The following is a 26,629-nucleotide window of genomic DNA, read 5'->3' on the forward strand; positions in this document are numbered from 1 at the left end:
GCTTTCCTTGTTTCTCAGTCAAAAATCACGGGGATATTGTTGATTTGCACCAGCGGTAATTGCTGGTCGCCGACGGAGCCAAACAGGGTCAGGGAGAAGGACATCCTGGCCGCCGTTGAGGCCTGCAGCGCGGCATGCTGATACCATTGCCAGACTTCCGCTGCTATCTGGTCGGCAAGAGGCTGCGGTGACGTATTATTTATCTCCAGAGCGTTGATCATCAGGACCGGGGACTCCACCAGAAGGTCCGAGCCGGGACGCAATGGCCAGGCATAGTTCACCTGCAAATTAATCACCGGATCGATGCCCAGATTACCCACTTTGGTTAGCGGCGTGATGAGCTGCTGAATCATCTGTTGCAGTACGCCGAGGCTAATTGCCCCGGCGTGAACCGCTGGCAGGCTATCCCGTTCAATCAGGGGAATCATCACGTCGGGAAAACGCAGCGTATCGGTTTGATAGATAAATAAAGTGTTTGTTTTTTCGTCACTCAACAATTCGTCGTTGCGAACGCTCCAGGCGGAGAACTGGATGCTCTGGCAGGTGAGAATAGCCAGAGGTTCCCAGCGCAGCACCGTGGTGGTGAAGTCCGGTCGCTGTTTTAACGTGCAGTTGATTTGCCACCACTCACCCTGTTTTGTGGCTTTGCTACGGTCTGGTGCCCACTGGACATTCCCCGCCAGTTGCAGCGTGGGCCAGATAGCCGGATTTTGCCCGCCGTCATCAGTGCGGCCACGGAGCTGCAGCGTTTTATCGCTGAAACTGAGGCAAAAGTGATCGATTTCACGCACATTTGCCATCAGTGACATAGGCTGATACCAGTTCGTTGGCCAGTTGGTGGCAATGCCGCTGGTCAACTTGCAGAACTCCTGCAGAATCGCGTCGGCATCCGGGGCGGGAGAGCCAGAGCTACTGGACAACTGCAACAGGCTTTCCAGCTTTGGTGCCAGGGCAGGCCAGGCCTCGGTAAAATGTGCCAGAGCGGCGAAAAGGCCATCCAGGATCGGGCCGGTTTGCTGATGGCTGTTAAGCTTCAGCGGCTGCCGGGCCAGTACGTTACGTTCGACGTCAAAATAGAAATCATCCTGATCCTGCAGATCCAGCGAAAGCTGAGTCTGGTAACACCACTGCAACGCCTGGGCGATTTCATCAGCCAGTGAACCAGGGCTACCGGCGGGGGAATGCATCGCGACGCCCAGACCCTGCTGTGAAGCTAATACCGGCAAGGGAGGCTCAAACGGCAGCGGAATGGGGATATCAACCCTGCCTGGAGGCGAGGTGAGATCGGTGATCGGCATCGTGAGCTGTGTGGTTTCCGGGAGTACGAATTTTAGCCAGGTACTGGGGATGTAACCTTGCTGCTCCTCACTCACGGCAAAATCGTGCTGCAGATAGCTGACCTGGTATTCCAGTGGGAGCGAAATAAAGGATTGATCGCCCGGTTTCGCAACTGTCAGCAGGCTGGTGGCCCATTGCGTGCCGGAAGTCAGATCCAGCGTCACTGGCGTAAACTGATACAGATTGTTGCTATCGCCCGCCTGAAGCGGTGAACCTGCCGCAGGCTGTTGCAGAATGCCATACAGCTGCGGGGCTTTCTGGGGACTGGTGTCATCGGCGCTCCCATTAACCTCAACCTCGGCTGGGAACTGGACAACCGTCGACACCATGTAAGCACTCGACAGGTTTTCCAGCAGCGCCTGCTCCAGCCTTTTCTGCGCGACACTAACATCGCCACCGTTGTCGATATCTTTTTGCAGCACCGACACCAGCCCGGAAGGAATAGATTTTGCCAGCAGCTGCTTTGCATGCATCAGCTGGTTGTAACTGGCTGCATCAAGCCTGGCAATCGCCACGCCCATCTGTGGAGACATCACGGTATCAAAGGCGTTGAAGAAGCTTTTTGCCCAGGCATCCATATCGACGTTGTTGTACTGAACGCCGTCAACGAGGCTGTTACGTGGGCTGGTATTAAGGGGACGCAGCGCAAAATAGCGTGGATCGTTGGCGAATTGCACAGTGAATCCGAGGCTGCTGGCGAAGCGGACCGACCACAGCTCCTGGGAGGCATCGCCGCTACTTCCGACCTGGACCCCGGCGCGCTGCGCCAGTTTGAGCTGGCCTCCCTTACCGTCAATGTTGCAGAAAGCCTGTTCGAAACTGCGGGCAAAGGGCGTGATATTTCCGCCATCATGTTGTGGACTGGCCTCGGGTGAGAGCTGTGCCAGTAGTGGGTAGGTAACCTCTATGATCTGCTGCAGCTTTTGCGAAACATTGCTGTCAACGCGAGCGGGATCGCGCCAGGCGCGGGCGCTGACGCCAATCGCCACGATGTCGTGTTCCTGCTGGGCCAGCAGGGTAAACGGAATCGTGAAATCCAGCGACCACTGCATTTCGCCGTCGGGTGAGTAATGCGCCGGGCTGCCTGTAGCCTGGGCATTTATATAGTCAAGAATCTGTTGTGCTGCCGTCAGTAACGGACTTTGCAAATCACCCGGTACTCCCCCCTGAAGCAGGCTACAGGTCAGGGCATATTGGGTTCCACTGTCCGTCAGCTGCTGGCAAATGCGGCGGTATTTATCCCCCATTCGGCGCCACTGTTCACGTGGGTCGCTGCCTGGAGATGCCACGCTGTCAACGATATCCGGGTTAAAGGCCAGCCGGATTTGCAGACAGGCGCTTTGTGTGGTGTCCGGCACAAAGAAGAAAGTGCTCTGCAACCCAGGCCATTCTCCCAGCGCGATCAGTGGGTCACTGTAGAGCGGCGTAAAGCTGTCATTGTGCCCTTCGGTCAGCGGGTTGCCATACATATCACACAGACGAAATGCCAGATTCACCGTCTGGCCGATAAGCGCATAAGGATTTGTGCCAGGAAGCGCGCTGAACGGCAGAAGTGGCACCTGCTGTTGAAGCTGCCATGTGGCCGCCGGCGAAGTGGTTTCGCCGTTTTCCGTCGGGCCAACCGGCAGGCTCCACACCGAACCACGCCACTGCGGGCTGGCTTCAGTAATACGGTACTGCAGCAAATGGTAAAGATGATGCACCGGGATTGTTGCCGTCGGAGAGGTATCGCCAGCCGGGGTCCAGCTGGCGGTAAAGCCAATATTTCCTGGTGCAAGCGTGGATTGCCAGACATACAGCGGCGTTCCGGCACTGTCATACGCCCGGCAGTTCAGGGCAGCGAGATCGTGCTGTGCCGTTATCCAGAGGCTGTTGTGGTATGACGCTAGCACCAGCGCATTGGCAGGCTGGGTGTCAAAATCGACGACTATCATAAAATCGGCAGTGCCGGAGGAAGTGCCGTCCACGGCCTGCTGGTTTGGATCATTGGGTGAACGGTTTGACGCCGCGGTATCCGCGAACAGCGAATCCGGTAATCCCTGTCCATCGGCAGTCTGGTAATAAAGGTAATAACCTGGCGCCCGCACGACGCTCAGTTCCCAGACGAGCTGCAGGAAATTCTCTACGTTACTCAGGCGTGCGGTATCGCTATCGGAGGTAAACGTGGCCCGCATCATCGTATGCATCAGGCTAACCTGCGCGACCTGATTCAGGGTCGACAGGTTCATTTTCGCCAGCAGCACATCCGGCGAAAGCGTGTCTGATACCCATTCAGATTTACCCGGTGGCAGGTAGAGCAGTCGCAGTGATGCGTGGGAAAGATCGGCGTTTTGTAGTGCCTGATAAATAAGCTCGCGGGTTGTTTCATCGGTGCCGTTCAATTGATAGATCGGCGCGGTCTTAGCATGGTCTGGTGAAGAGGGCGAGCCTGGCGTTTTGCCCTGGGGCGTGGCCACCTGCGTCAGCGACAGGCGGATTTGCAGCGAGCCAAATGCATTGACTGGCGCATCGTCCGTATCATCATCGTAACTGCTGGCTTCAGGTACTAGGCGTAAGGTGCCACCCGCCAGCGACTGAAGGCGGTTAAGCAGAGGCTGGGGGAAAATAAACAGCGTGCGCAGGGCGTCCGGGCTCTGCCAGGCCAGGCTGTTTTTCAGTTGATACCCGAGCGGGGCCGCGATAGCGCCGGGCAAGGGTTGAATCAGCAATGTACCGGGGGCGACCGGCGCGGGTGACGCAGGTGCGGCGTCAAAAATCCAGTGAGGGTCGGGGTTATCCGGTAACGCGGCAGGCACCGTAAACTGAGCTGTGGCGTTCTGTGGGCTTCCATTCCCAAAACGTAACCAGTCGACCTCCAGGCCGGGAGTGAAGCTGAGCGTGGCCTGCGCATCTTGCGGGCTGCCGCTGACGGCAAACTGTTGCCCGGAAAGAACATACAGCGAAGAGGTTGGCAGACTGGTTATGTTGTCTGGCGTTACTATGGGCGGAATGTGAGACGGATCGGGAAGTTGCAGGCCGGACATCAAATAGCGTGAACCAAACCCGGCGATGCTCCAGTACGCCAGTTTGTCGAGCAGTTCGCTAAGTTCTTTTGTGGGATTATCTGTGAGCCAGGCGAGATCCTGCGCATCCTGAGTGATTAGCGGATTTTGCGCATCCATCCCGGCCAATGTCGCACGTTTGGCCCAGCGGCGGAGTGCGGTATCCTGCTGCTTTTCGTACTGCTTTGCATCTTCAATCAGGGTCGAGAGGGTGTAGCGCGCAATCATCAGGAAATAATCGCCGAACAAATAGCTGGCCATACTTGGGCCGTCGGGCGGGGTATCTGATGCCCGCAGGCTGGCCTTCTGCTTGCCATCCGGGACGGATGGTCCTACCAGGCCGACATTATCAAAATAGATTTTTACCGCTTCCGTGTAGTTATTCGGGGTCAGATTGAAGCGGGAGAAATCAATGTCTATGCCGCTGGCCTGCAGATGCAATGCGTCAAACATTGGCAGCATAGCCGCCGTATCAAAGGGCGCTTCTCCGGAACCCAGCCCGCGGAGGACAAAGCGCAGGCTAGAGGCAAAAAAGGCGTTCAGTTTGTCAAGGAACCCATTCCTGCCGCCAAACTCCGGGCCAGGCTGCGCACTGCCGTTACCGAGCATATCGGCCACCTGTTGCAGCGTGACTGACAGCGGCCGATCTCCGCCGTTATCCGGCGCGAAAGTCAGCAGCCACTTCACCAGGCGAATGATCATCTCTTCGTAACCGCTGGCGATCGCGGGAGAAGCCAGCGGTGGCTGGTCTGGCGAAGGGCAATCCATCACCAGCGTGGCAATCAGATTGACGACGGGCGGGTGTTGCGCCTGCCACACAACAGTAGGCTGTAAAACAAAAATTACCTCAAGCTCAACCTGCGTTATGTCATCGGCCTGCCAGCGCATCCACGGCGCCGGTGTGGCACGAAAGCGCGGAGGTTCCCGGACGTCGTGCAGCGGGCGAAGCGTATCGATCAGTTGGGAACGTTGCAGCGCGGCCAGAGATTTAGCACGTGAGAACAACGCCTGCCATTCCTGCGAGTTGTTTGATAATGGACTTAGTCCTGGCGCAAGAGGACCGTTGAGCGAGGCAGGAGAGCCTTTGCCGATATGAAACGTGTGATGGACAGTTGTGTGGAAAGAAAGATGGATAGTAAAGAACACTACTTTCAGCGATACGCTGACTTTTACCGAAGCGGCAATCGGGATTATCGTTTGATAACCGCATTCAAAGGCAACGCCAGCGCTGACGCTGAAACTGACCAGCACAGAGGCTTTGATGATAGCCAAATCGACACAGCCCTGCAGCACGACGGAAATCGATGCGCTGCCGGCGAACCAGTAGTGATCCGGCTTATTGGCTATCGAGCTACCGCTGGCTTTCCATGCCAGCAGACCCTGGAAACTGGCTGAGAGATTGACTTCCAGGCTGGCGCTGAGAGGCCCGGCATTGATACTGATCCCGGCCGTGACCGCGACGCCGATACCAAATTCAAGGATAGGGTTGTAGTTGACGCTTGGCAGCGCGCCGGGGTTATCGCCACTGCGTAATTTGGCAAAATAGAACCCGGCCCAGCCGGTAAGAATATCGAAGGAAACGCCTATCGCGTTATTCGGCGTGACCGGCCAGCCGACGTTAATGCGAAAGTCGCCATTGGTATAAATCCAGGCGGAAAAACCGGGCAGGATGAGAATAAATCCCTCCAGCGGAATCCGTCTCATACCATAAGGCAGGCTCAGCGCACCGTAGTAGACCCCCAGATTAGGCCCCAGTTTTTGGTAGAGGATTTCAAACAGCAGGCCGCTGAAAAACGACGGCGGGCTGGTCATCGGAATGCTAATTTCGAGGCCGTACATCGCGGGATCGTTAAACAGCATCCGCAGGCGCAGTTCGCGCAAACGCATATCCGCTGCGATAAACCAATCGCGATCCGGTTGGTAAAATGTTTTTGCCAGCTCGGTAATAATGGTTTCAGGATCGCTACCCACCAGTTGGGTTTCCAACTGATTAAAAATGATCTCCATCGGGTTGCCGCTGGCAGGAAGCTTCACCGTAGGACCAACTCGCTGGCCAATCCCAAGATAGTTCAACTCGAACGAGGAGATAGAGTTCTGGGCGGGCAACGGGAAGGGGAAATTCACCAGTTGCTCTTTGCTTTTTTCTGGTGTCGGGCTGCCCGTTGCGAGCAGTGTATTACCGCTGCTGACCGTGGTTTTGATGCGTGCTTTTACCGTCAGGCCGTCGCCTGCGCCGTCATAGCCGATCATCAGGCCGAGAATCGTTATATCCGGTTCAATCGTGATGTCAAAAGGTCCTGCGTTGTAGTGAGTGCCGAGGTGCAGTTCTTCTGCAAGCGTGAGCTGTAAAAACGAGCTTGTATTGCCAGTGTTGCGATCTGGTGTGACCCACAGCGAGGGAATAATCCCCACGCGCATTATCTGCTGCCATGGTCCTGGGGGGATCTCTGGCAAGCCCGTTCCAATCACTGTTTTCAACTGACTACTGAACAGATCCCAAATATCATTCAGGCAGATAGGCTCGACGGTACTAAGCGAAAACGAGACCGGCCCGCCAGCCACCCGCAGTGCGACGTCCATAGGCACCTTAAAGGCGCTCCCTGTAATTTTTAGAATGATATCAGTCATGATCGGCCCATCAGTGAGTGGATGTGGGGATTAGATTCTCTGCAAGTCAGAACGACCAAACCTCGGCTTACGGGCTAGTCGGCACAGTTTCTACTGAACCGATTTCCACGCCGATGGTCTCCAGGCTCAACACATTGAGGATGTTGATGGGAGTCTGGGGCGTCATGGTGACGCCAAAGCGGTACTCGCCGCTGGCAGTATTGACCGACAGCACGGTTATCGTGATGGCGGCAGCCAGAATGCCGTTTAGCGCATCTTTGATGTTTTTGATGACCAGCGGCGAGTCCGGGAGCTTGTTGATCATATCCCCCAGATCCTTCGAGGTCAGCGGCACGCCAAAGGTGTCTTTTAGCCAGTCGAGAAAGTTATTGATACTGCCCAGCGTCACCGGCTGCGCGAGCTGGAAGTTAATCCCTTTCTTGACGTTATCGATATCCTGGCTGCTGATCGCCACCGATTGCCCGTTGATAAGAAAGGAGCTGCTGATCGCTACCGTAATAGGATTTGTGGGAGGAGAACCCACCACCGCCAATCTAGTCATCTTGCGTTCCTCTTGTGGTTGAAGGGGTACTGCCGGTTGTATCGGACTGGCGAATGACAATCCGAATCTGAGTCACGGTAAAACGGCTGCCTGAAAGCGGCTGCCAGTCGCCCTCGACGTCAATGCTTTGCGGTAGCGGCGCGTCATCGGGCAATTTATTGACTGCTTTTTGCCATAGGGCGACCACCGAACGGCTCCAGCCAGCCAGCGGCAACAGCGGTAAAGCGAGGCCGTATTTCTGGTTTAACCAACTCATCACGTCGTTGACGACGTGGGATGTTAACTTCATCGCTGCCTCCTTCTTTCCACTCATGGGCTTTTTTTCTGCGGCTGCGCACTGAGAAAACAGGCCAGATTATTGGTATTGGTTGCGACTTTTTGTCCCGGCGTTACGGCCCCAGCGAACACCAGAAAATCAATCAGTACGCCAGGTGGGAAGCGATAGCCGAAGACGCTGAGCTGAATGTTATTGAACAGAAAGGCGTACACCGTCTGCTGTTTATCTTTGAGATCCACTTTCAACAGATTTGCTGCACCGAACGTGGTCTTCAGGATCCCTTCGAGTTCGAAACCGCCTGCACCTGCCGAGAGCTGTGGGAGTTGAACAAACAACGCAGCCGCGTCGTTATCCGGCACCGTCGCTGAAGGCCCCCAGCCAAGGATGACCTTGGCGTTAAGACGGGCGTTGGCCCCTAGCGCGCCCAATGAGCCGAGCTGCATGTCATATTCCAGGCCATATCGAGCGGAGCTGGTGGCGTAGGAGACCGGCAGGGTGGCGGCGGGTCGCGGTGGCTCGGGTGAAGCGAGAGGTGGCAATGCGCCAGCAGTGGGCAGATGGCCTTCCAGTTGCAGAATATTGACGGTTGTCGCCCCCAGCGCGCTGGCGTTGAGCGGCTTGCCGTCGGTTGCGCTCAGGAAACGCGAAAACTTTAGCGGGATGCTGTAAAGCAGGCTGTCGGGGCGGATAGCCTCATTTTTTGGCTGCACGTTCAGCGTGCTCATATCCAGGGTGACTTTTTTACTGTCAGAAATACAGTTGCCGGCAGCATCTAGCGTGAACTCAATGTGGGTTGTCAGTCCCGAAATAGGCAGGCCGGTGTTCTCCTGCCCGTAGGAAAAAAGATCCAGTTCACCGCTGATGGGGAAGGGGGTGGCGTTGAACCACAATTGCCCGCCAAGCGCAAACTGAGCTTTGACGCATGTCCTCATGGTCGGACTGCCGCTCGGCGTGCTGCTCACCGGTACCAGCGAGGCATTGTCAAACCGGATAGTTTTCACCACGTAGGTGGCGTCATTACTGGCTGGAACGATGTCGTAGATAAAGCCATTATCACTGGTAAACACCACCCTGCCGACGCCGTCACTGGTGGTCTGGTATTTCCCTTTAATGCTCAGTGTATTAGGGTTGCTCGCCGTCGCAGGCGAGGGGTGAGAGCGCAAGGCAACATTGCGGCTGAACAGTTGGTTCAGCGTCAAACCTACGGTGGTATTGAATTGTGCTACAGCCGAGTGGCTGAACACGACAATTAACGTTTCCACTTCATAGTCAACCACCTCCTGTTGCACCGCAGGGCTGGGTGGCGAGCTGTTTTCGTCATAAAAAATCACGCCAAAAAGCGATGACTTTTTGATATCCAGCTGGGCAGGAGATGCGCGGTGATCAAACATATTGCCCTGGATACCAACATGGTGGGCTCTCAGACCCCCGTTGATACCGCCGAGCAGCATTTGCAGGTCTGGCGGCATTCCGTTGCCATTGATGGCCGCGTTGAAAAACAGCACGCCGGTCCAGGCACAGTCATTCACTATGCGGTTGAAGTTTTCAAACGGGTTGTCTGGCGCATGAGCCTGGCTGCGGGCGAAGTCGATGGCCTCTATTAACGAGCCTGACACTTTGGCGGGGTCAGTGTTGTAACGTTGCGCGCCGGTCCACAGCGTGTGTTGTTGACACAGCTCTGCCAGCGTGGCGGTGGTGTTGAATTTAAACACCATAATCGTTTGATGCTCAGAGGTGCTGGGATCCTGTTCGCCAAAGCCCATATTGAACTGGAAGCCGCCGAGCCATGTCGTGCTGTCAAAAGCCCAGTCATCTCCCGGCACGGTGACGACATAAAAGAGCTGATTTTGCGTCAGGGTCAATGCCAGGTCGGTTGGCACGCGTGACGGTGAACCTTTCGATGAAAAACGCAGGAAGCTCTGTGGCTCAGGCGGGCTGGCGGCAGAGTGAGCCTCTTCCATTGACAGCGTCAGGCTGCGCAAGCTGCCCTGTTCATCGATATTAAATAATAAGCTTTGTGGCGTGGTGGCGCTGCGTAATCCTGGGTCGGCTTCGGTTGTGTTTTGCGGCATGAAAATCGGCCCGCCAGACTGTTCAGTTAGCATTCCGTGGCGCACGGCGCCGATGACCGTCGCCTCAAAACGCATAAGATCGGTTCCGCTCCCGGCCAGGCTTTCATCAAGTCCGCCATAGGGAACCCAGGGGAATAGCACGCTGGTGGTGAATGTTTCCAGCAGGACATCAATAGCTATTGGAAATGCGGCCCCGGCAATATCACCGAAAAAAGGGGCGGAAGCTGGCTGGCCGTAATATCGCGCCTCGGCGGGCAGGGAATACCACTGCGCCCACGAGGTTGTATAGGTCGCGTCGAGAATATCCCTGGCATCATGGGCGAGAGCATCCGGCGTGAGCTGGAGCGAAAAGGCCCCCGCTCGTGCAGGTTGATCGGCCACAAATCGAAGGATGTCGTCGCTGTTAATGCGAAAATATTCGCGGGTAAACAGCCCAGGCATGACCTGTAACGTGATGGTGGTTGACGGGGACTGGACTCGTGTCACCCGGTAATCACCGATCGGAGAGAGATAGAGTTCTCCGGGGGAAGGGGGGGATGAGACGACAGGGCGCCATGAGAATGCAAATCCTGCCCCGACGGTATCGGGGGCGGGTGTCTCCGAGGCCCACGGATCGACAGGCTGAAACCGCAGCGTTGCCCCGTCGTTGGCGTAGAAATAATCAGATTTCAGCAGAGAGGCCTGGTTTTGCCAGCTGATTTTTCCGATCCTCCCCGTCGTGTCGAGTTGAAAGCGTGTGGCGCTGGTCTGGCGTGGCAGCAGCGGATTAAGCCAGATCTCAAACGCGCAGTAACTTCCGGGCTGGAACGGCGTGGGGTCGTAGAGTGGATAAGCAAGCGTCTTATTCAGTTGCGTACCGGGTACGTAATGAAAATCCCCGCCAAAGTTGCTCAGCAATTGTGGGATGTTTAAGCCCACGGAGAAATTAAAGCTGCCGGCCGCGGGGCCATCCAGCCAGATATTGACCAACCAGCCTTCGCTACGGTAGCCCAGTGTCTGGGGGACCTGATAATACTGCAGGCCAATCAGATCGGCATCGCCGGGGTTACTGGTGCTCAACTGCAGCGACGGATAGCCGTTCTCGACGATCAACGCCAGCGGTAATCCGCTCTGCATGGTCAGGGATAAGCCTGACCAATTAAACTGAGATTCGTTAGTGACGACATCGAGTTGCCCCACTTTTTGTGAGTAAATGCAGGGGAGAGCGGCCGTGATGGCGTCCTGTTGGGTCAACCATAGGATATTGTGCGCCACGACAGATGAACCTGACAGCGGAGGAAACCCTTTTCGTGCGGCACGAATAAAGGCTGGGGCCTGCTGCGGGTTAATGGTCTGCGGAGTGAAAAAATACCAGCCTGAAATTGAGTCCCAACTGCTTTGTAAGGTCACCTCCGGGGCGCTTGCCGCTGCCGTTTTCTTTTTTCGTGTTTTTGCAAGCGAACTGCCGCTAGTGGCCGTCAAAAAATAAACCCACAGCGGGCTGCCGTTGGCTTCTGACGATCCCGGCGCAGCAATCAAATAAAGCCCAGGATATATCTCAGGTAAGGGGCTGGTGACGCTCGACATAAATGGCAAGCTCCTCAAGTGTTGCTATGTGTAGGGAAAAAATTACGGTAAGCTAATAGCTTTAATATATTTCCCGGCATTACATACTACTGCGCCGAGATGACTCGCGTCTTTCCAGTAAAGATATATTTGTATTGAGATGGCACTAACGTCTTCTGGAATGTCAATATTCACAGTTCCTGCATATTGCGAGCCGCTGCTTGCAGGATACATTGTCAATATATTATTGCCCAATCCTAATCCGCCTTTGGGTGGGTTAAGTTGATTGTAAAAAGCAGGGTAATTAGCAGGGGGCAACGGTATCCATTGAAAACTACCGCTGGTGTTGGGCAGTTTTATAAAATCGCCATTATTAATGCTGAACATTAACGACACGCCGCTGGTGTTGAATGTATAAACATTTGCCATGCCCCCCCCTTTTACTGCATTCAGTTACTGAGGTGTTTACGCCTGAATGAATATTATTCAGGCGTGGTGTTTTCGGCGTAAATGATTAATCTAGGGCTGTGCTTTCAGGTGGTTAATTTGTTAAAAATAATATTAATTTAATGAATGCACTGAGTTTATGCGAGGTTAGCTGGAGATACCTGGATAAACTGGCCGCCATTCAGTGCTGCGAAAGCGACATTTTCGGCGTCTTTCCAGAACAGATACAGCTGCAGTGAACTGACCGTAACTTCGGTCGGAATATTGAGGGTGAAGTTGGCGCTGTGGCTCGGCCCGGAGGTCGATGGGTAGAGGGTAATCGTGTTCGGGCCAAGGCCTAGCTGGCCGTTGCCAGGGTTGATATTATTGACAAACGGAGGCTGAGTCGAGGGAACACTTGGCACCCAGGTGGTACTGTCTGCCGGGTTTACGGACAGGAAATTGCCATTGTTTACGCTTACTGAAATGGCGACACCTGATGCATTGAAAATATATGCGTTTGACATGAGATAATTACCTTGCTATCAGCGGTTGAGTGTTGATCCGGGTGCGCCTTTCTGCGCCGTAGTTTATATTTACTACAACATGAGAAAATATATTTAATCAGGCTTAAACTTCACACTGATCAGGCCATTGACTAACTAGGATTAATCCCAATTAGTCAACATAAGTAAAAACTATAGGAGTAAAAATTATTTTTGCAAAATAAATTACAAATTAATTTTTATCTGACTGCCTGCTGGATGAGAGGGGGATGTCATCTTGTTGTTTTCTAATGGATACTGAATGGCAGAGACGGCAGTTAATAATGTGCTTGTGATTGCCCTGGTGATGATTACCGCCTGGAAAGGTTGTCCATCCTGCAGAACAATAGCCGCAACACTGGTAGCATCTTTCCAGAAAAGATAGAGTTGTATTGAGTTTATAGGAATATTTTCGGGGATAGTTATTGTGCAGATTCCTGCCGTGGCTGGACCGGAAGTTGATGAATAAGCTGTTATTATATTGTCACCCAGCTTCAATTGCCCGGTGGTGGCCGTGGTATTGTTAACAAAAGTGGGCGGGGTAGCGGCTTGACCCGCCTGCCATGAAACTTGAGTAGCAGCATTTACTGTAAAAAAACTGCCATTATTAAGGCTGACATAAATATCTGATTTACTTGCATTAAAAACCTCCACCTGCCCCATAATGCTGTCTCCTGAATGAGTTAATGGAAATTAGCGGTTTAATAAGATGCTTTCTGCTACGTAAAATAATTCCAACAGGTTACTTATTTTATCATATGAGTGGTTTGGTGCTTTTCATGACTGAATCAGTAATATTTTACCATAAATCCTGAATTTCGAAAAAAAAAGGTGGTGTCCATGATTATTCCGCGTATTTTTCTGATGATAAGTATGTCTCTCAATGACCTTAAGAAGATACTTTTGAATCATTTATCGTAACAGGGGGCGACCTACCTCAGACTCCTAATGATTTCATACAGATTAATCATGTTCCATTAAAAATGAAAATCTATTCTGGTGATCAGAATTTACTGTTTGTATAGGAATAAAAAGAAATAAAGTTCATGCTGAAGTGGCTACTGATACCAGCTTTAATTTCGCTGGCATCAGGGGCTTATGTTCAACAAAGCACTGGGAGTGTCCTAATTGAACAACGACCCCGAACCTATCATATTGATATACCATCCGGAGCAGTTCCCGGGGATGGGTATCTGATCCGACCCATCATAGTAGACACGCGACTAAGTGAGTAAATTCTCAACCAGCGGTGATTACTCATGACAAAACCAGCATCAACCAGCAAAACGGCCCGTAAACTGTACACACCCGAATATTCGCGATGAAGCCCTGAAACTCGCTGAACGGGATGAAGAACTGGCCATGCAACAAAAGGCCGCGACATATTTCGCAAAGCGCCTGAAATGAAAAATCCACGCAATTGCGTGGATTTTAGAGGATTTTGTGAGTTTCATGAGATGTTCTGACACCGCATGAGACAACAAATTTTATTTAGACGTTGAACAGGAAGTTCATCACATCGCCATCTTTAACGATGTAGTCTTTGCCTTCGGCGCGCATCTTGCCGGCTTCTTTCGCCCCTTGCTCACCTTTGTAGGTGATAAAGTCTTCATAGGCGATGGTCTGCGCACGGATAAAGCCTTTTTCGAAATCGGTGTGGATTTTGCCTGCCGCCTGCGGGGCGGTTGCGCCGACAGGGATGGTCCACGCGCGAACTTCTTTGACGCCTGCGGTGAAGTAAGTCTGCAGGTTCAGCAGCTCGTAGCCTGCGCGGATCACTCGGTTCAGGCCCGGCTCTTCCAGACCCAGTTCGGCCATGAATTCATCACGGTCGGCGTCGTCCAGCTCAGCGATATCAGATTCGACTGCAGCACAGACGGCAACCACGACAGAACCTTCGCCCGCGGCGATTTCACGCACTTTATCCAGGTACGGGTTGTTCTCGAAACCGTCTTCGTTGACGTTGGCGATATACATGGTTGGCTTCAGGGTCAGGAAGCTCAGGTATTTGATAGCAGCCTTGTCTTCTTCGGTCAGGTTTTTCAGCGCGCGCAGCATGCCGGCGTTTTCCAGCTGCGGCAGGCATTTTTCCAGCGCGGCCTGTTCGGCTTTCGCGTCTTTGTCGCCGCCTTTGGCTTTCTTCTGTACGCGGTGCAGAGCACGTTCGCAGGTGTCGAGATCGGACAGCGCCAGCTCGGTGTTAATAACGTCGATGTCGTCAGCCGGATCGACTTTATTGTTCACGTGGATGATGTTGTCGTTCTCAAAGCAGCGAACCACGTGGCCGATAGCTTCGGTTTCACGGATGTTGGTCAGGAACTGGTTACCCAGGCCTTCACCTTTGGACGCGCCTTTCACCAGACCGGCGATGTCGACGAATTCCATGGTAGTCGGCAGAATACGCTGCGGTTTGACGATTTCAGCCAGTTTGTCCAGACGCGGATCGGGCATCGGCACGACACCGGTGTTCGGCTCAATGGTACAGAAGGGGAAGTTGGCCGCTTCAATACCCGCTTTGGTGAGCGCATTGAACAGGGTGGATTTGCCGACGTTGGGCAAACCGACGATACCGCATTTGAATCCCATGATTTAAATCACCTTAATCTTTGGATAATCAACCTGTTACAGAGAACAGATTGCAGAAAAGTAAATAGCTTTGCCTATTATACACGGTGCGCGGCAAAAATTCCGCACGGCGACCGGTTATTGCGCTTTAAAAGCGTGTAAACGGTTGGTCGCTTTGGTGAGGCCCTCTTTCAGCCAGACCTCGGTACAACGTGCCGCTTCGTCTACGGCCTCATCAATCAGTTTCTGTTCGCTTGACGGTGGTTTACCCAGAACAAAGCCAACAACTTTATTTTTATCGCCTGGATGGCCGATTCCGACGCGTAAGCGATGAAAGTTGGGGTTATTGCCCAGCTTGCTGATGATATCTTTCAGACCATTGTGGCCGCCGTGACCGCCGCCGAGCTTAAATTTCGCCACGCCGGGTGGCAGATCCAGCTCATCGTGCGCCACCAGGATTTCATCCGGGTTAATACGGTAGAAGGTCGCCATCGCCGCCACGGCTTTGCCGCTGAGGTTCATAAAGGTGGTCGGGACCAACAGACGGACATCTTCACCGGCGAAGTTAATCCGCGAGGTGTAGCCGAAGAATTTGCTCTCTTCGCGCAGCGGGGCACGATGGCGGTCAGCCAGTAAATCTACGTACCAGGCACCGGCGTTATGGCGGGTTGCCGCATATTCTGCGCCGGGGTTTGCCAGGCCGACAATCAGTTTTATCGTCACTTTTCTATCCTGCTTGGGTCGTTCTCTGGCGCGTAGTGTACTGGTTGCCGGGGCGCTTGACAAAATTCTGCCCGTATTGCGACGAGGAAAACGATAATTTACCTAATGAACCATTAGAATTTGATGTTGTTCAGAGGGTTATTTGTAAATATTTGTTGATCAGATATTGACTAATGTGATCGCTAACGCAATCAGCTTTAAGCCCATTGTCTATACTAGACCTATAAGTTTTAGGGATATTCCCTATGGCCCAAGGTTCCGGAGGTGACATATGAAACGCAGAAACGCTTCGTTACTCGGTAATACTCTGATGGGTTTAGGACTCGTTGTCATGGTGGTTGGCGTCGGTTATTCCATTTTAAACCAGCTTCCGCAAGTTGACCTGCCGCAGTTCTTTGCGCATGGCGCAGTGTTAAGCATCTTCGTCGGTGCTGTACTGTGGCTTGCCGGGGCACGCGTGGGCGGCCACGAACAGGTCTGCGACAAGTACTGGTGGGTTCGTCACTACGATAAACGCTGCCGCCGTGACCAGCACCGGCACAGTTAACTAGCGCACCTGTCACTCGCGACAGGGCATGAATGTAACGGTTTTCTTATGCAGCCAGCGTCCCTCGGGTCGCTGGCTGTTTTGTTTGGTGCTCACCCCGATTCCCTGCGAATAGATTCTCCTGCTGCCAGGGGGATACCTTCACGATAAAATGCCATCACTTTTCCCCTTGACCCTGACGTAACGTCAGGCGGCAAGGTAGCGTCACTGGTCAACGACGGGAGCAGGTATGTTAATTCAGGTAGGTGAACTGGCAAGGCGTGCCGGTATGACCGTACGCACGCTCCATCACTATGAACAAACGGGGCTGCTGATGCCGTCGGCCAGAAGCGCGGCGGGCTATCGACTTTATAACCTGGCGGCGGTTCAGCGCCTGCATATGATCAAGGCGCTGGCGCAAGCCGGGCTGGAGCTCGCCACTATTAAGGACCATCTGGATCGGGATTCGCTTTCGCTGTCGGACCTGCTGGTGCAGCAGATCGCGACGCTGGATACCCAGCTGCGCACCATCAGTACGCTGCGTGAGAGGCTGGTGACCCTGCGCGATGCGCTGGGGGGCGGTAACGAGCCCGATCTTGAGTCCTGGCTACAGACGCTGGAGTTAATGAAAATGTACGATCGTTGGTTTAGTCCGCAGGAGTTGCAGGGGTTGCCGTTTGCCGAGCAAGACGAGCAACGGAATCAGGTCTGGCTGGCGCTGGTCGCAGAGGTACGGGAGCTGATTGGAGAAGGGTGTCCGGAGGATGACCCGCGCGCGATGGCGCTGGCTACCCGCTGGATGGAACGTCTGGAACAGGATACCGCCGGGCGGCCGGAGTTTCTGACCCGCCTGAACGAGATGCATGCGGCGGAGCCGCAAATGCGCGCGCAAACCGGCATCACCGCCGATGTTATCGACTACATCACCCGCGCTTTTGCTCAGAGCAAGCTGGTTATCTGGGCGCGCTACCTCGACGCCGATGAACTGGCCTTCACCCGCGAGCACTACTTCGATCGCCTGATGGAGTGGCCGGTGCTGGTAACGCAGCTGCATCAGGCCTGCCGCGATCGTCTCGATCCGGCATCGGACGCCGGTCAGGTACTGGCCCGGCAATGGCTGGCGCTCTTTCAGTCGTACGCCGGGACCAGCCCCGCGACCCAGCAAAAATTTCGCGTGGCGATGGAGCGGGAACCGCACCTGATGAAGGGGACGTGGATGACACCGGAGGTGCTGAGCTGGTTACAGCAGGCGATTGGGGTGATGATGACGCAGGCGCGAACGCCCGCGTCACGGTAGTCAGATATCGGCCAGCGCGGCGGCGCGGTCGGGATAGAAACTCAGGCGTCCGGGGATCGGCTGGACGCCTGCCCGGGCCAGAGTGCGTAACGGCTGAAACTCGAGGTTAGAGACGCGCAGTTCACAACCTTCCGGCAGCTTGCTAACAAAGCGCTGGAAGGCATCCAGTCCACCGGCATCCAGCACCGGAACCGCATCCCATTTCAACACCACGATACGTTTGCCGGCGATCCGGGTTTCCAGGTCGGCAAACAGCCCTTCGGCAGCGGCGAAGAACAGCGGTCCGATGACCCGCAGGACCAGTACATCGTCAGGCGTTTCCACGTTAACCGGCGCCAGGCGGGTCATGCGCGCGATACGGCGCATAAACAGCAGCGAGGCCAGCACAATACCGACGCTGATGGCGATGACCATATCAAACAGCACGGTCAGCGACATGCACATCAGCATCACCACGATGTCGTCTTTCGGCGCATGGCGCAGCAGATTAACCACTTTATGCGCTTCGCTCATGTTCCACGCCACCATCAACAGCAGGGCCGCCATCGCCGACAGCGGCAGCCAGGAGAGCAGCGGCGCCAGCACCAGCAGGGCCATAATGACCAGCAGCGCGTGGATCACCGCCGAGATCGGGGAGGTGGCGCCAGCGCGGACGTTAGCCGCCGAGCGGGCAATCGCCGCCGTTGCGGTGATCCCGCCAAAGAAAGGGGCCACAATGTTGCCCAGCCCCTGGCCGATCAGCTCGCTGTTGGCTTTATGTTTGGTGCCGGTCATGCCATCGAGCACCACCGCGCACAGCAGGGACTCGATCGCCCCGAGCATCGCCATCGAGAACGCCGCCGGCAGCAGCGCCTGCAATGACGCCCAGCTAAGGGTAAAGTCGGAGCCCGGCATATCCCACGGCAGCACCAGCTGCGGCAGCAATTGCGGGATCCCGTTGCCCTGGCTGCCGTCAGCCAGCACATAATGGAACTGAGAGCCGATAGTGGCAACGTGACCGCCGAACAGATTCACCAGACCCATCACTGCACAGCCCGCCAACAGGGCCGGCAGATGGCCAGGCAGACGAATCCCGAGGCGTGGCCACAGGATCAGGGTGCCGAGGGTGACGACGCCGATCGCGGCGTCTCCGGGGTTGGTGGTCGGCAGCGCCATTACCAGCGCCGAGACTTTCTGCAGATAGTGTTCCGGGACGTGAGCCATCTGCAGGCCGAGGAAGTCTTTAATCTGCATGGTACCGATAGTAATACCGATACCGGAGGTAAACCCTAAGGTGACCGAGAGCGGAATATATTCAATGAGTCGGCCAAAGCGGGCGAGGCCGAAAAGAATTAAAAAGATCCCCGACATCAAGGTCGCCACCAGCAACCCTGCGAGGCCAAACTGCTGTGATACCGGATAGAGGATCACCACAAAGGCCGCCGTCGGCCCGGAGACGCTGAAGCGCGATCCCCCGGTGAGGGCGATAATAATCCCGGCTACCGCCGCGGTATACAGCCCGTACTGCGGCGCAACGCCGCTGCCAATGGCCAGCGCCATCGCTAACGGAATGGCAATAATCCCGACCGTTATTCCGGCAATCAGATCGCGGGTAAACCGCGCGAGGGTGTACTTTTCTTTCCAGCAGGCATCGATGAGGGCGCGGAAAGGCATCACATGTGAGGTAAATAATCGGTTCACAATAATGTTTCATCCATGAGCGCATCATCTGTCAACGAATGGCAGGTGAAGGAGGCATTAATCATACAAATTGGGCTCGGAGACAAAAAAACCCGCCGCAGCGGGTTTTTTGGCCGGGCTCGATTAGTGTTCGAACATAGCAGAGATGGATTCTTCGTTGCTGATACGACGAATCGCTTCTGCCAGCATGCCGGACAAGGTCAGCGTACGAACTTTTTCCAGTGCTTTAATTTCCGGCGCCAGCGGGATGGTATCGCAGACGACGAATTCATCAATCACAGAGTTTTTAATGTTCTGGATTGCGTTGCCGGAGAAGATCGGGTGAGTAGCGTAAGCGAATACGCGTTTCGCACCACGTTCTTTCAGCGCTTCTGCTGCTTTACACAGCGTGCCGCCGGTATCGATCATATCGTCAACCATCACGCAGTCGCGGCCGGCAACGTCACCGATGATGTGCATCACCTGAGAAACGTTAGCGCGCGGACGACGTTTGTCGATGATCGCCATGTCGGTATCGTTCAGCAGCTTAGCAATGGCACGAGCACGTACCACGCCGCCGATGTCCGGAGAAACCACAATCGGGTTATCCAGATTCAGCTGCAGCATATCTTCGAGCAGGATTGGGCTGCCGAATACGTTATCAACCGGAACGTCAAAGAAGCCCTGGATCTGTTCTGCATGCAGGTCAACGGTCAGTACGCGGTCAACGCCGACGCTGGACAGGAAGTCAGCGACCACTTTAGCGGTGATTGGCACACGAGCGGAACGCACACGGCGGTCCTGACGAGCATAGCCGAAATAAGGGATAACAGCGGTGATACGACCCGCCGAAGCGCGACGCAGAGCATCAACCATAACAACCAATTCCATCAGGTTGTCGTTGGTGGGAGCACAAGTGGACTGGATGATGAAAATATCACCACCGCGTACGTTTTCATTGATTTGTACGCTGACTTCGCCGTCGCTAAAACGACCTACAGCGGCGTCGCCAAGAGAAGTGTACAGGCGGTTGGCAATACGTTGTGCTAGTTCCGGGGTGGCGTTACCAGCAAAAAGCTTCATATCAGGCACGAGAAGAACCTCAGGCATGCGTCCAGTGGTGGATGAAAAGCGCCAAAACTGTGCGGGCGGCACTAATCTATCCAGGCGGTGTATTTAATAGAGAACGATGCAACGTCTGGAACAGGGTGACGTTGTCACCGTTACTCAATTTGCCCGGCGTACGTGCAGTAATGGCGGCGAAAAGCCGACTACTTTAGTAGGGCTAGCTTGAGCGGTGAGACGTTAACGCCTCGTGCAACAAAGCTTTGTAGCCATTCCGGGGCTTGCTCTTGCACCTGACGAGCGGCAGATTCGGTGTCAAATTCAGCAAAGACACACGCTCCTGTGCCGGTCAGGCGCGACGGCGCATATTCTAACAGCCAGGAAAGCGCCGCATCAACCTCGCGAAAACGTTTTCTTGCGATAACCTCGCAATCATTGCGAAATTCACATTTTAGCAACGTACTTATTGACCTGACCGGGGTCGATCGTGGTAGCTCGGGGTCACGGAAAATCACCGGCGTCGGAATACTGACCCCCGGATGGGCAACCAGGTACCACTTTTCCTCCGGCTCGACCGGGGTCAGCACTTCACCAATCCCTTCGGCAAAGGCGGCATGCCCGCGCACGAACACCGGCACATCGGCTCCTAACTGCAGGCCCAGCGTCGCCAGCTCATCATCAGAGAAGCCGCAGCCCCAGAGATGGTTGAGCGCCACCAGAACGGTGGCCGCATTGGAGGAACCGCCGCCCAGCCCGCCGCCCATTGGCAGACGTTTGTCGATGCTGATGTCGGCGCCGCTGCCTGGCGCAAGCTGCCCACGATCCGCCGCGGCCTGCATCAGCAGACGTGCGGCCCGCACGATCAGGTTTTCCTCGTCCGGCACGCCGGCAACCGGCGTCAGCAGACGAAGTTCGCCGTCCTGACGGGGTTCGATGGTTAACGTATCGCCATAATCGAGAAACTGAAACAGCGTCTGCAGCAGGTGATAACCATCGGCGCGTTGACCGGTGATGTACAAAAACAGGTTCAGCTTTGCAGGAGCAGGCCAGCGGGTCATCATTTCACAATCCAGTTATCCATTTTCAGCTTGATGCGCTGACTGCCGTTGCTCAACTCCATATTGGCCGGCAGTGCTGGCTGGGTATCGCTGGTATAGCCGCCGTAGGTCACGTGCCAGGTTTTGCCGTTTTGCGTGTAGTTCAGTTCGCTCAGACGGTATTTGTCGTCCAGCTTGTAATCTGTGGCGTCGCCCGGCAGGCCAACGATCCACTGGCGCAGGCTGTTCAGCGGAATCGGCATGCCGGTCAGGCGACCAATCATCTCTTCGGCATCGGTCGCGGTATAGGTCTGGCCCTTGTTATCAATCAGGGTCACGCTGCCCGGCTGCGCCACCAGGGAGAGCTCGGTGCTGCCCAGCGGGTTGGTCAGCAGCAGGCGATAGCGATCCTGGCCGGTTTGCTGCCAGAAAAAGCGGGCATACACTTTTTGCTCGTCGGACAGCCAGGCGAAAGCGCCGCGGGTCTGGAACTGATTCAGTTGACGGACATCTTGCTGATGCTGACGCCATTGCGGAGAATCCGGGCTGGTAGCGGGGCCTTTCGGGGCGTTGATTGCACAGGCCGTGAGGACCAGGCTTGCCAGCGGTAACAGGCGGAGCAGTCGATTCATAATGTTGACAAATCCTTGATGTCTACAGTGAAATCCGGCGACGGAAGGGCGCCCACGATTTGTGTAGCAGGTTACAATTCTAACCCATAATGCTAGCGTTGCCCGGCGATAGCGTCTACGTTCAAATGGTCTGAAATCAAAAAATTACCGTTAATGGCTTTTACTCCCGTACCTATTACTCCAAAAGGGGAGCCTCTCTTTTATTGATTCCGCGCATCCTGTATGATGCGCTCAGACTAACCTTAGCAACGCTGGTACTACTCCCTCACAATGACCCTTTTAGCTCTTGGCATTAATCACAAAACAGCCCCGGTCGCGCTGCGAGAACGTGTAACGTTTTCGCCGGATACGCTCGATAAGGCGCTGGAGAGCCTGCTGGCTCAGCCAATGGTGCAGGGGGGCGTGGTGCTGTCGACCTGTAACCGCACGGAGCTCTATCTCAGCGTCGAGGAGCAGGATAATCTGCAGGAAGTGCTTATCCGCTGGCTGTGTGATTACCACCATCTGAATGAAGAAGACCTGCGCAAGAGCCTTTACTGGCACCAGGATAACGATGCCGTCAGCCATCTGATGCGCGTTGCCAGCGGGCTGGACTCGCTGGTTCTCGGCGAGCCGCAGATTCTCGGGCAGGTCAAAAAAGCCTTTGCCGACTCCAGCCGGGGCCACCTCAACGTCAGCGAACTGGAGCGTATGTTCCAGAAGTCGTTCTCCGTTGCCAAACGCGTGCGCACCGAAACCGATATCGGCGCCAGCGCGGTTTCCGTGGCTTTCGCCGCCTGTACCCTGGCGCGACAAATCTTCGAATCCCTTTCCAGCGTGACGGTATTACTGGTCGGCGCCGGGGAGACCATCGAACTGGTGGCGCGGCATCTGCGCGAACACCACGTGCGTAAAATGGTGATTGCCAACCGAACCCGCGAGCGGGCTCAGGCACTGGCCGAGGAAGTCGGCGCGGAAGTGATCGCGCTCAGCGACATCGGCGAGCGGCTGCAAGAGGCCGATATCATTATTAGTTCCACTGCCAGCCCGCTGCCGATTATTGGCAAAGGGATGGTCGAGCGCGCGCTGAAAGCGCGTCGCAACCAGCCGATGCTGCTGGTGGATATCGCGGTACCTCGCGATGTCGAACCGGAAGTAGGTAAGCTGGCGAATGCCTATTTATATAGCGTGGACGATCTACAGAACATTATTCAGCACAACCTGGCGCAGCGTAAAGCCGCGGCGGTTGAGGCTGAGTCGATCGTCGAGCAGGAAACCAGCGAATTTATGGCCTGGCTGCGCGCCCAGAGCGCCAGCGAGACTATCCGTGAATATCGTTCCCAGTCAGAGCAGGTCCGCGAGGAACTGACCGCGAAGGCGCTTGCGGCGCTGGAGCAGGGGGGCGATGCGCAGGAAATCATGCAGGATCTGGCACGCAAGCTGACCAATCGCCTGATCCACGCACCAACCAAATCTCTTCAGCAGGCCGCCCGTGACGGGGATGATGAACGCCTGCATATTCTGCGCAACAGCCTCGGGCTGGAATAGCGCACATTTCTCTCTTTTTTTAGGACAGGGTGAATTCACGCCTATGAAGCCTTCTATTGTTGCCAAACTGGAAGCTCTGTACGAACGCCATGAGGAAGTTCAGGCGCTGCTGGGTGATGCTGCGACCATCGCCGATCAGGATCGATTCCGCGCGCTGTCGCGGGAATACGCGCAGCTGAGCGACGTTGCCCGCTGCTATACCGAATGGCGTCAGGTGCAGGACGATATTGAAACCGCCCAGATGATGCTCGACGATCCGGAAATGCGCGAAATGGCGCAGGAAGAACTGCGCGACGCCAAAGCCAAAAGCGAAGAAATGGAACAACAGCTGCAGGTTCTGCTGCTGCCGAAAGATCCGGATGACGAGCGTAACGCCTTTGTTGAAGTCCGCGCCGGTACCGGCGGGGATGAAGCGGCGCTGTTTGCCGGGGATCTGTTCCGGATGTACAGCCGTTATGCCGAAGCGCGCCGCTGGCGCGTCGAGATCATGAGCGCCAACGAAGGCGAACATGGTGGCTTTAAAGAAGTGATTGCCAAGATCAGCGGCGACGGCGTATATGGCCGTCTGAAGTTTGAGTCTGGCGGTCATCGCGTCCAGCGCGTCCCGGCGACCGAGTCCCAGGGGCGTATTCACACCTCCGCCTGTACCGTGGCGGTGATGCCGGAGCTGCCGGAAGCCGAAATGCCGGATATCAACCCGGGCGACCTGCGCATTGACACCTTCCGTTCCTCCGGGGCAGGCGGTCAGCACGTTAACACCACCGACTCGGCGATCCGTATTACTCACTTACCGACCGGTATCGTGGTGGAGTGCCAGGACGAACGTTCTCAGCACAAAAACAAAGCCAAAGCGTTGTCGGTGCTGGGGGCGCGTATTCGTGCGGCCGAAGTGGCCAAACGCCAACAGGCCGAAGCCTCCGAGCGCCGTAACCTGCTGGGTAGCGGCGATCGCAGCGATCGTAACCGCACCTATAACTATCCGCAGGGCCGCGTCACCGATCACCGTATCAACCTGACGCTGTATCGTCTGGATGAAGCGATGGAAGGCAAGCTGGATATGTTGATTGAGCCGATCGTTCAGGAATACCAGGCCGATCAGCTGGCGGCGCTTTCCGAGCAGGAATGATGATATTTCAACAGTGGCTGGCCCAGGCGATAAGCCGCCTGAGTGAGAGTGACAGTCCGCGACGCGACGCCGAGATCCTGCTGGGGCACGTCACCGGCAAGGCACGAACCTATATTCTTGCCTTCGGTGAAACGGCGTTGACGCCGCCACAGCTGGCGGAGCTGGAGACGCTGCTGGACCGCCGTCAGCGCGGCGAACCGGTGGCTCACCTGATCGGTGAACGCGAGTTCTGGTCACTGCCGCTGCTGGTTTCTCCCGCCACCTTAATTCCCCGCCCGGATACCGAGTGCCTGGTCGAGCAGGCGCTGGCGCGCTTGCCGGCCACCGCCTGCCGGATCCTGGATTTAGGCACCGGCACCGGGGCGATTGCCCTGGCCCTGGCCAGTGAACGCCCGGATTGCCAGGTGACGGCGGTAGATTTTATGCCGGACGCCGCGGCATTAGCCGCGCGCAATGCCGAACGTCTCGCCATCACCAACGTGACCGTGCTGCAAAGCCACTGGTTTGCGGCGCTGACGGGGCAATCATTCACGATGATTGTCAGCAACCCGCCCTATATCGACGAAACCGACCCGCATCTGGATCAGGGCGACGTGCGCTTTGAGCCGAAGACGGCGCTGGTGGCGGCCGATCACGGGCTGGCCGATCTCGCGCATATTATTGACCACGGGCGTCATTTCCTGACCCCCGATGGCATGATGTTGCTGGAACATGGCTGGACGCAGGGCGAGGCGGTTCGGGCGCTGTTCCAGCAGGCTGGCTACCTTGATGTCGTGACCTGCCGTGACTACGGTGATAACGAGCGTCTGACGATCGGGCGATTTCCCGGTATGGAGAAGACCGCGTCATGAATTTGTTTAGTACGGTGCTGTATGTGCATATTGCGTGCGTGGTGGTGTCGGTCAGTTTGTTTGCCCTGCGCTACTGGTGGACCTACAACGGCAGCGCCCGGCTGAATCAACGCTGGGTGCGGATTGCACCGCACTGTAGCGATACGCTGTTATTCCTCAGCGGTGCCGGATTAATGGTCTTGACCGACTATCTGCCATTTACCGAAGACGGCTCATGGCTGACTGAAAAGCTGTTTGGCGTTATTATTTACATCGCATTGGGTTTTATCGCGCTGGGCCGTCGTCGTCCGCGCAGCCAGCAGAGCCGGTTTATTGCCTTTCTGTTGGCTTTGGTGGTGTTGTTCATCATCATACAACTCGCCATTACAAGAATACCGTTACTGGGGTAAGTCATGAGGTCATTAGCTGATTTCGAATTTAATAAAGCACCATTGTGCGATGGCATGGTCCTCATTTCGGAATTAATCCGCGACGATTTTCCGACGCACTATGTGCAGGATGAACTGGAGCGGCTGCTGGCTCTGGCGCAGGAGGAGATTGCGTCTTCGTGGGATCAGGAGCGTCAGCTGGAACGGCTGCTGGAGCTGTTCTACAAAGAGTGGGGCTTCCGCGACTCTCACGGCGTCTATAAGTTGTCCGATGCGCTGTGGATCGACAAAGTGCTGATCAACCGCCAGGGCAGCGCGGCATCGCTCGGCGCCATCGTGCTGTGGATTGCCCAGCGCCTGTCGCTGCCGCTGGTCCCGGTTATCTTCCCGACCCAGCTGCTGATGCGTGCCGACCCGGAAACCAGCGAAGAGATGTGGTTGATTAACCCGTTCAACGGTGAAACCCTCAACGAACACACGCTGGAAGTCTGGCTGAAGGGCAATATCAGCCCGGTAGCCGAGCTGTTTAACGAAGATCTCGAAGAGGCGGATAACGCGGAAGTTATCCATAAACTGCTCGACACTTTAAAATCCGCGTTGATGGAAGAGGGGCAGATGGAGCTGGCGCTGAGAACCAGTGAAGCGCTGCTGCAGTTTAACCCGGAAGATCCCTATGAAATTCGCGATCGCGGGCTGATCTACGCCCAGCTTGAGTGCGACCATGTGGCGTTGCTGGATCTGAACTATTTTGTTGAGCAGTGTCCTGAGGACCCGATCAGCGAAATGATCCGCGCGCAAATCAACACGATTTCGCATAAACAAATTACTCTTCACTAATCT

General features: G+C 55.3%; 20 protein-coding genes. 7 read left to right on the top strand and 13 right to left on the bottom strand.

Annotated elements, in window-relative coordinates; genetic code table 11:
- Positions 1-14 precede the first annotated feature (14 nt).
- The 9 genes from HF679_RS03550 to pth all read right to left on the bottom strand — a co-directional run bounded on the left by HF679_RS03550 (position 15) and on the right by pth (position 15,701).
- Positions 15-6,959 (bottom strand): hypothetical protein, encoded by a 6,945-nt coding sequence (locus HF679_RS03550; protein ID WP_187042620.1) that lies wholly within the window; start codon positions 6,957-6,959, stop codon positions 15-17.
- 115 nt (positions 6,960-7,074) lie between these two features.
- Complete coding sequence (locus HF679_RS03555) at positions 7,075-7,548, bottom strand: hypothetical protein (protein WP_039290979.1); 474 nt, start codon at positions 7,546-7,548, stop codon at positions 7,075-7,077.
- Entirely contained in the window at positions 7,541-7,837 is a 297-nt protein-coding gene (locus HF679_RS03560; protein ID WP_154144784.1) for a hypothetical protein, read from the bottom strand. The genes HF679_RS03555 and HF679_RS03560 overlap by 8 nt, the downstream gene beginning before the upstream one ends.
- 20 nt (positions 7,838-7,857) lie before the next feature.
- Positions 7,858-11,151: a hypothetical protein gene (locus HF679_RS03565; protein WP_187042621.1), complete on the bottom strand. Its 3,294-nt coding sequence runs from the start codon at positions 11,149-11,151 to the stop codon at positions 7,858-7,860.
- A gap of 354 nt (positions 11,152-11,505) precedes the next feature.
- Positions 11,506-11,871, bottom strand: coding sequence for a hypothetical protein (locus tag HF679_RS03570; RefSeq protein WP_123754782.1), 366 nt, complete (start codon positions 11,869-11,871; stop codon positions 11,506-11,508).
- A 155-nt stretch (positions 11,872-12,026) separates the two neighbouring features.
- The gene (locus HF679_RS03575) at positions 12,027-12,395 is read right to left on the bottom strand and encodes a hypothetical protein (protein ID WP_123754781.1); all 369 of its coding nucleotides are present in this window, start codon (positions 12,393-12,395) and stop codon (positions 12,027-12,029) included.
- A gap of 204 nt (positions 12,396-12,599) precedes the next feature.
- A complete protein-coding gene (locus HF679_RS03580; protein WP_123754780.1) occupies positions 12,600-13,076 on the bottom strand; it encodes a hypothetical protein in 477 nt (158 codons plus the stop codon).
- Between the two features lie 828 nt (positions 13,077-13,904).
- On the bottom strand, positions 13,905-14,999 hold the full coding sequence (gene ychF, locus HF679_RS03585; RefSeq protein ID WP_123754779.1) for a redox-regulated ATPase YchF: 1,095 nt from the start codon (positions 14,997-14,999) through the stop codon (positions 13,905-13,907).
- Positions 15,000-15,116: 117 nt separating this feature from the next.
- Positions 15,117-15,701 (bottom strand): aminoacyl-tRNA hydrolase, encoded by a 585-nt coding sequence (pth, locus tag HF679_RS03590; protein ID WP_123754778.1) that lies wholly within the window; start codon positions 15,699-15,701, stop codon positions 15,117-15,119.
- Between the two features lie 271 nt (positions 15,702-15,972).
- On the opposite strand from pth, the gene ychH reads away from it, so the two are divergent.
- Positions 15,973-16,248, top strand: coding sequence for a stress-induced protein YchH (ychH, locus tag HF679_RS03595; RefSeq protein ID WP_123754777.1), 276 nt, complete (start codon positions 15,973-15,975; stop codon positions 16,246-16,248).
- A gap of 229 nt (positions 16,249-16,477) precedes the next feature.
- On the top strand, positions 16,478-17,524 hold the full coding sequence (locus HF679_RS03600; RefSeq protein ID WP_187042622.1) for a MerR family transcriptional regulator: 1,047 nt from the start codon (positions 16,478-16,480) through the stop codon (positions 17,522-17,524).
- Here the strand turns inward: HF679_RS03600 and dauA are convergent, their stop codons facing one another.
- The 4 genes from dauA to lolB form a co-directional block, all read right to left on the bottom strand.
- The gene (gene dauA, locus HF679_RS03605) at positions 17,525-19,204 is read right to left on the bottom strand and encodes a C4-dicarboxylic acid transporter DauA (RefSeq protein WP_174508105.1); all 1,680 of its coding nucleotides are present in this window, start codon (positions 19,202-19,204) and stop codon (positions 17,525-17,527) included.
- A gap of 123 nt (positions 19,205-19,327) precedes the next feature.
- Positions 19,328-20,275, bottom strand: coding sequence for a ribose-phosphate diphosphokinase (gene prs, locus HF679_RS03610; protein ID WP_004863536.1), 948 nt, complete (start codon positions 20,273-20,275; stop codon positions 19,328-19,330).
- Positions 20,276-20,454: 179 nt separating this feature from the next.
- Positions 20,455-21,306 (bottom strand): 4-(cytidine 5'-diphospho)-2-C-methyl-D-erythritol kinase, encoded by an 852-nt coding sequence (ispE, locus tag HF679_RS03615; RefSeq protein ID WP_174508155.1) that lies wholly within the window; start codon positions 21,304-21,306, stop codon positions 20,455-20,457.
- A complete protein-coding gene (gene lolB / locus HF679_RS03620) occupies positions 21,306-21,917 on the bottom strand; it encodes a lipoprotein insertase outer membrane protein LolB (RefSeq protein ID WP_123754773.1) in 612 nt (203 codons plus the stop codon). Before lolB ends, ispE begins: the two co-directional genes overlap by 1 nt.
- Positions 21,918-22,187: 270 nt before the next feature.
- Between lolB and hemA the strand changes: the two genes are divergently transcribed.
- Genes hemA through sirB1 form a run of 5 tightly spaced genes read left to right on the top strand, consistent with a single transcriptional unit; the run spans position 22,188 to position 26,626 of the window.
- Positions 22,188-23,444 (top strand): glutamyl-tRNA reductase, encoded by a 1,257-nt coding sequence (hemA, locus tag HF679_RS03625; protein ID WP_174508106.1) that lies wholly within the window; start codon positions 22,188-22,190, stop codon positions 23,442-23,444.
- Positions 23,445-23,487: 43 nt separating this feature from the next.
- Positions 23,488-24,570 (top strand): peptide chain release factor 1, encoded by a 1,083-nt coding sequence (gene prfA / locus HF679_RS03630; protein ID WP_123754771.1) that lies wholly within the window; start codon positions 23,488-23,490, stop codon positions 24,568-24,570.
- Entirely contained in the window at positions 24,570-25,421 is an 852-nt protein-coding gene (prmC, locus tag HF679_RS03635; RefSeq protein WP_123754770.1) for a peptide chain release factor N(5)-glutamine methyltransferase, read from the top strand. The genes prfA and prmC overlap by 1 nt, the downstream gene beginning before the upstream one ends.
- Positions 25,418-25,810, top strand: a complete 393-nt coding sequence (gene sirB2, locus HF679_RS03640; protein WP_187042623.1) for an invasion regulator SirB2 — start codon at positions 25,418-25,420, stop codon at positions 25,808-25,810. Before prmC ends, sirB2 begins: the two co-directional genes overlap by 4 nt.
- A 3-nt stretch (positions 25,811-25,813) precedes the next feature.
- Positions 25,814-26,626, top strand: coding sequence for an invasion regulator SirB1 (gene sirB1, locus HF679_RS03645; RefSeq protein WP_123754768.1), 813 nt, complete (start codon positions 25,814-25,816; stop codon positions 26,624-26,626).
- Positions 26,627-26,629: the final 3 nt, after the last annotated feature.

The sequence above is a fragment of the Enterobacter sp. JUb54 genome, from assembly GCF_014298075.1.
GTDB lineage: Bacteria > Pseudomonadota > Gammaproteobacteria > Enterobacterales > Enterobacteriaceae > Klebsiella > Klebsiella lignicola.

What these genes read in the sequence shown, in the direction of transcription:
- HF679_RS03550 (WP_187042620.1), bottom strand. Translation starts at nt 6,959, where the DNA reads ATGGACGTCGCACTGCGGGTGGCTGGCGGGCCGGTCTCGTTTTCGCTT.
- HF679_RS03555 (WP_039290979.1), bottom strand. Translation starts at nt 7,548, where the DNA reads ATGACTAGATTGGCGGTGGTGGGTTCTCCTCCCACAAATCCTATTACG.
- HF679_RS03560 (WP_154144784.1), bottom strand. Translation starts at nt 7,837, where the DNA reads ATGAAGTTAACATCCCACGTCGTCAACGACGTGATGAGTTGGTTAAAC.
- HF679_RS03570 (WP_123754782.1), bottom strand. Translation starts at nt 11,871, where the DNA reads ATGGCAAATGTTTATACATTCAACACCAGCGGCGTGTCGTTAATGTTC.
- HF679_RS03575 (WP_123754781.1), bottom strand. Translation starts at nt 12,395, where the DNA reads ATGTCAAACGCATATATTTTCAATGCATCAGGTGTCGCCATTTCAGTA.
- HF679_RS03580 (WP_123754780.1), bottom strand. Translation starts at nt 13,076, where the DNA reads ATGGGGCAGGTGGAGGTTTTTAATGCAAGTAAATCAGATATTTATGTC.
- ychF (WP_123754779.1), bottom strand. Translation starts at nt 14,999, where the DNA reads ATGGGATTCAAATGCGGTATCGTCGGTTTGCCCAACGTCGGCAAATCC.
- ychH (WP_123754777.1), top strand. Translation starts at nt 15,973, where the DNA reads ATGAAACGCAGAAACGCTTCGTTACTCGGTAATACTCTGATGGGTTTA.
- HF679_RS03600 (WP_187042622.1), top strand. Translation starts at nt 16,478, where the DNA reads ATGTTAATTCAGGTAGGTGAACTGGCAAGGCGTGCCGGTATGACCGTA.
- ispE (WP_174508155.1), bottom strand. Translation starts at nt 21,306, where the DNA reads ATGACCCGCTGGCCTGCTCCTGCAAAGCTGAACCTGTTTTTGTACATC.
- lolB (WP_123754773.1), bottom strand. Translation starts at nt 21,917, where the DNA reads ATGAATCGACTGCTCCGCCTGTTACCGCTGGCAAGCCTGGTCCTCACG.
- hemA (WP_174508106.1), top strand. Translation starts at nt 22,188, where the DNA reads ATGACCCTTTTAGCTCTTGGCATTAATCACAAAACAGCCCCGGTCGCG.
- prfA (WP_123754771.1), top strand. Translation starts at nt 23,488, where the DNA reads ATGAAGCCTTCTATTGTTGCCAAACTGGAAGCTCTGTACGAACGCCAT.
- prmC (WP_123754770.1), top strand. Translation starts at nt 24,570, where the DNA reads ATGATATTTCAACAGTGGCTGGCCCAGGCGATAAGCCGCCTGAGTGAG.
- sirB2 (WP_187042623.1), top strand. Translation starts at nt 25,418, where the DNA reads ATGAATTTGTTTAGTACGGTGCTGTATGTGCATATTGCGTGCGTGGTG.
- sirB1 (WP_123754768.1), top strand. Translation starts at nt 25,814, where the DNA reads ATGAGGTCATTAGCTGATTTCGAATTTAATAAAGCACCATTGTGCGAT.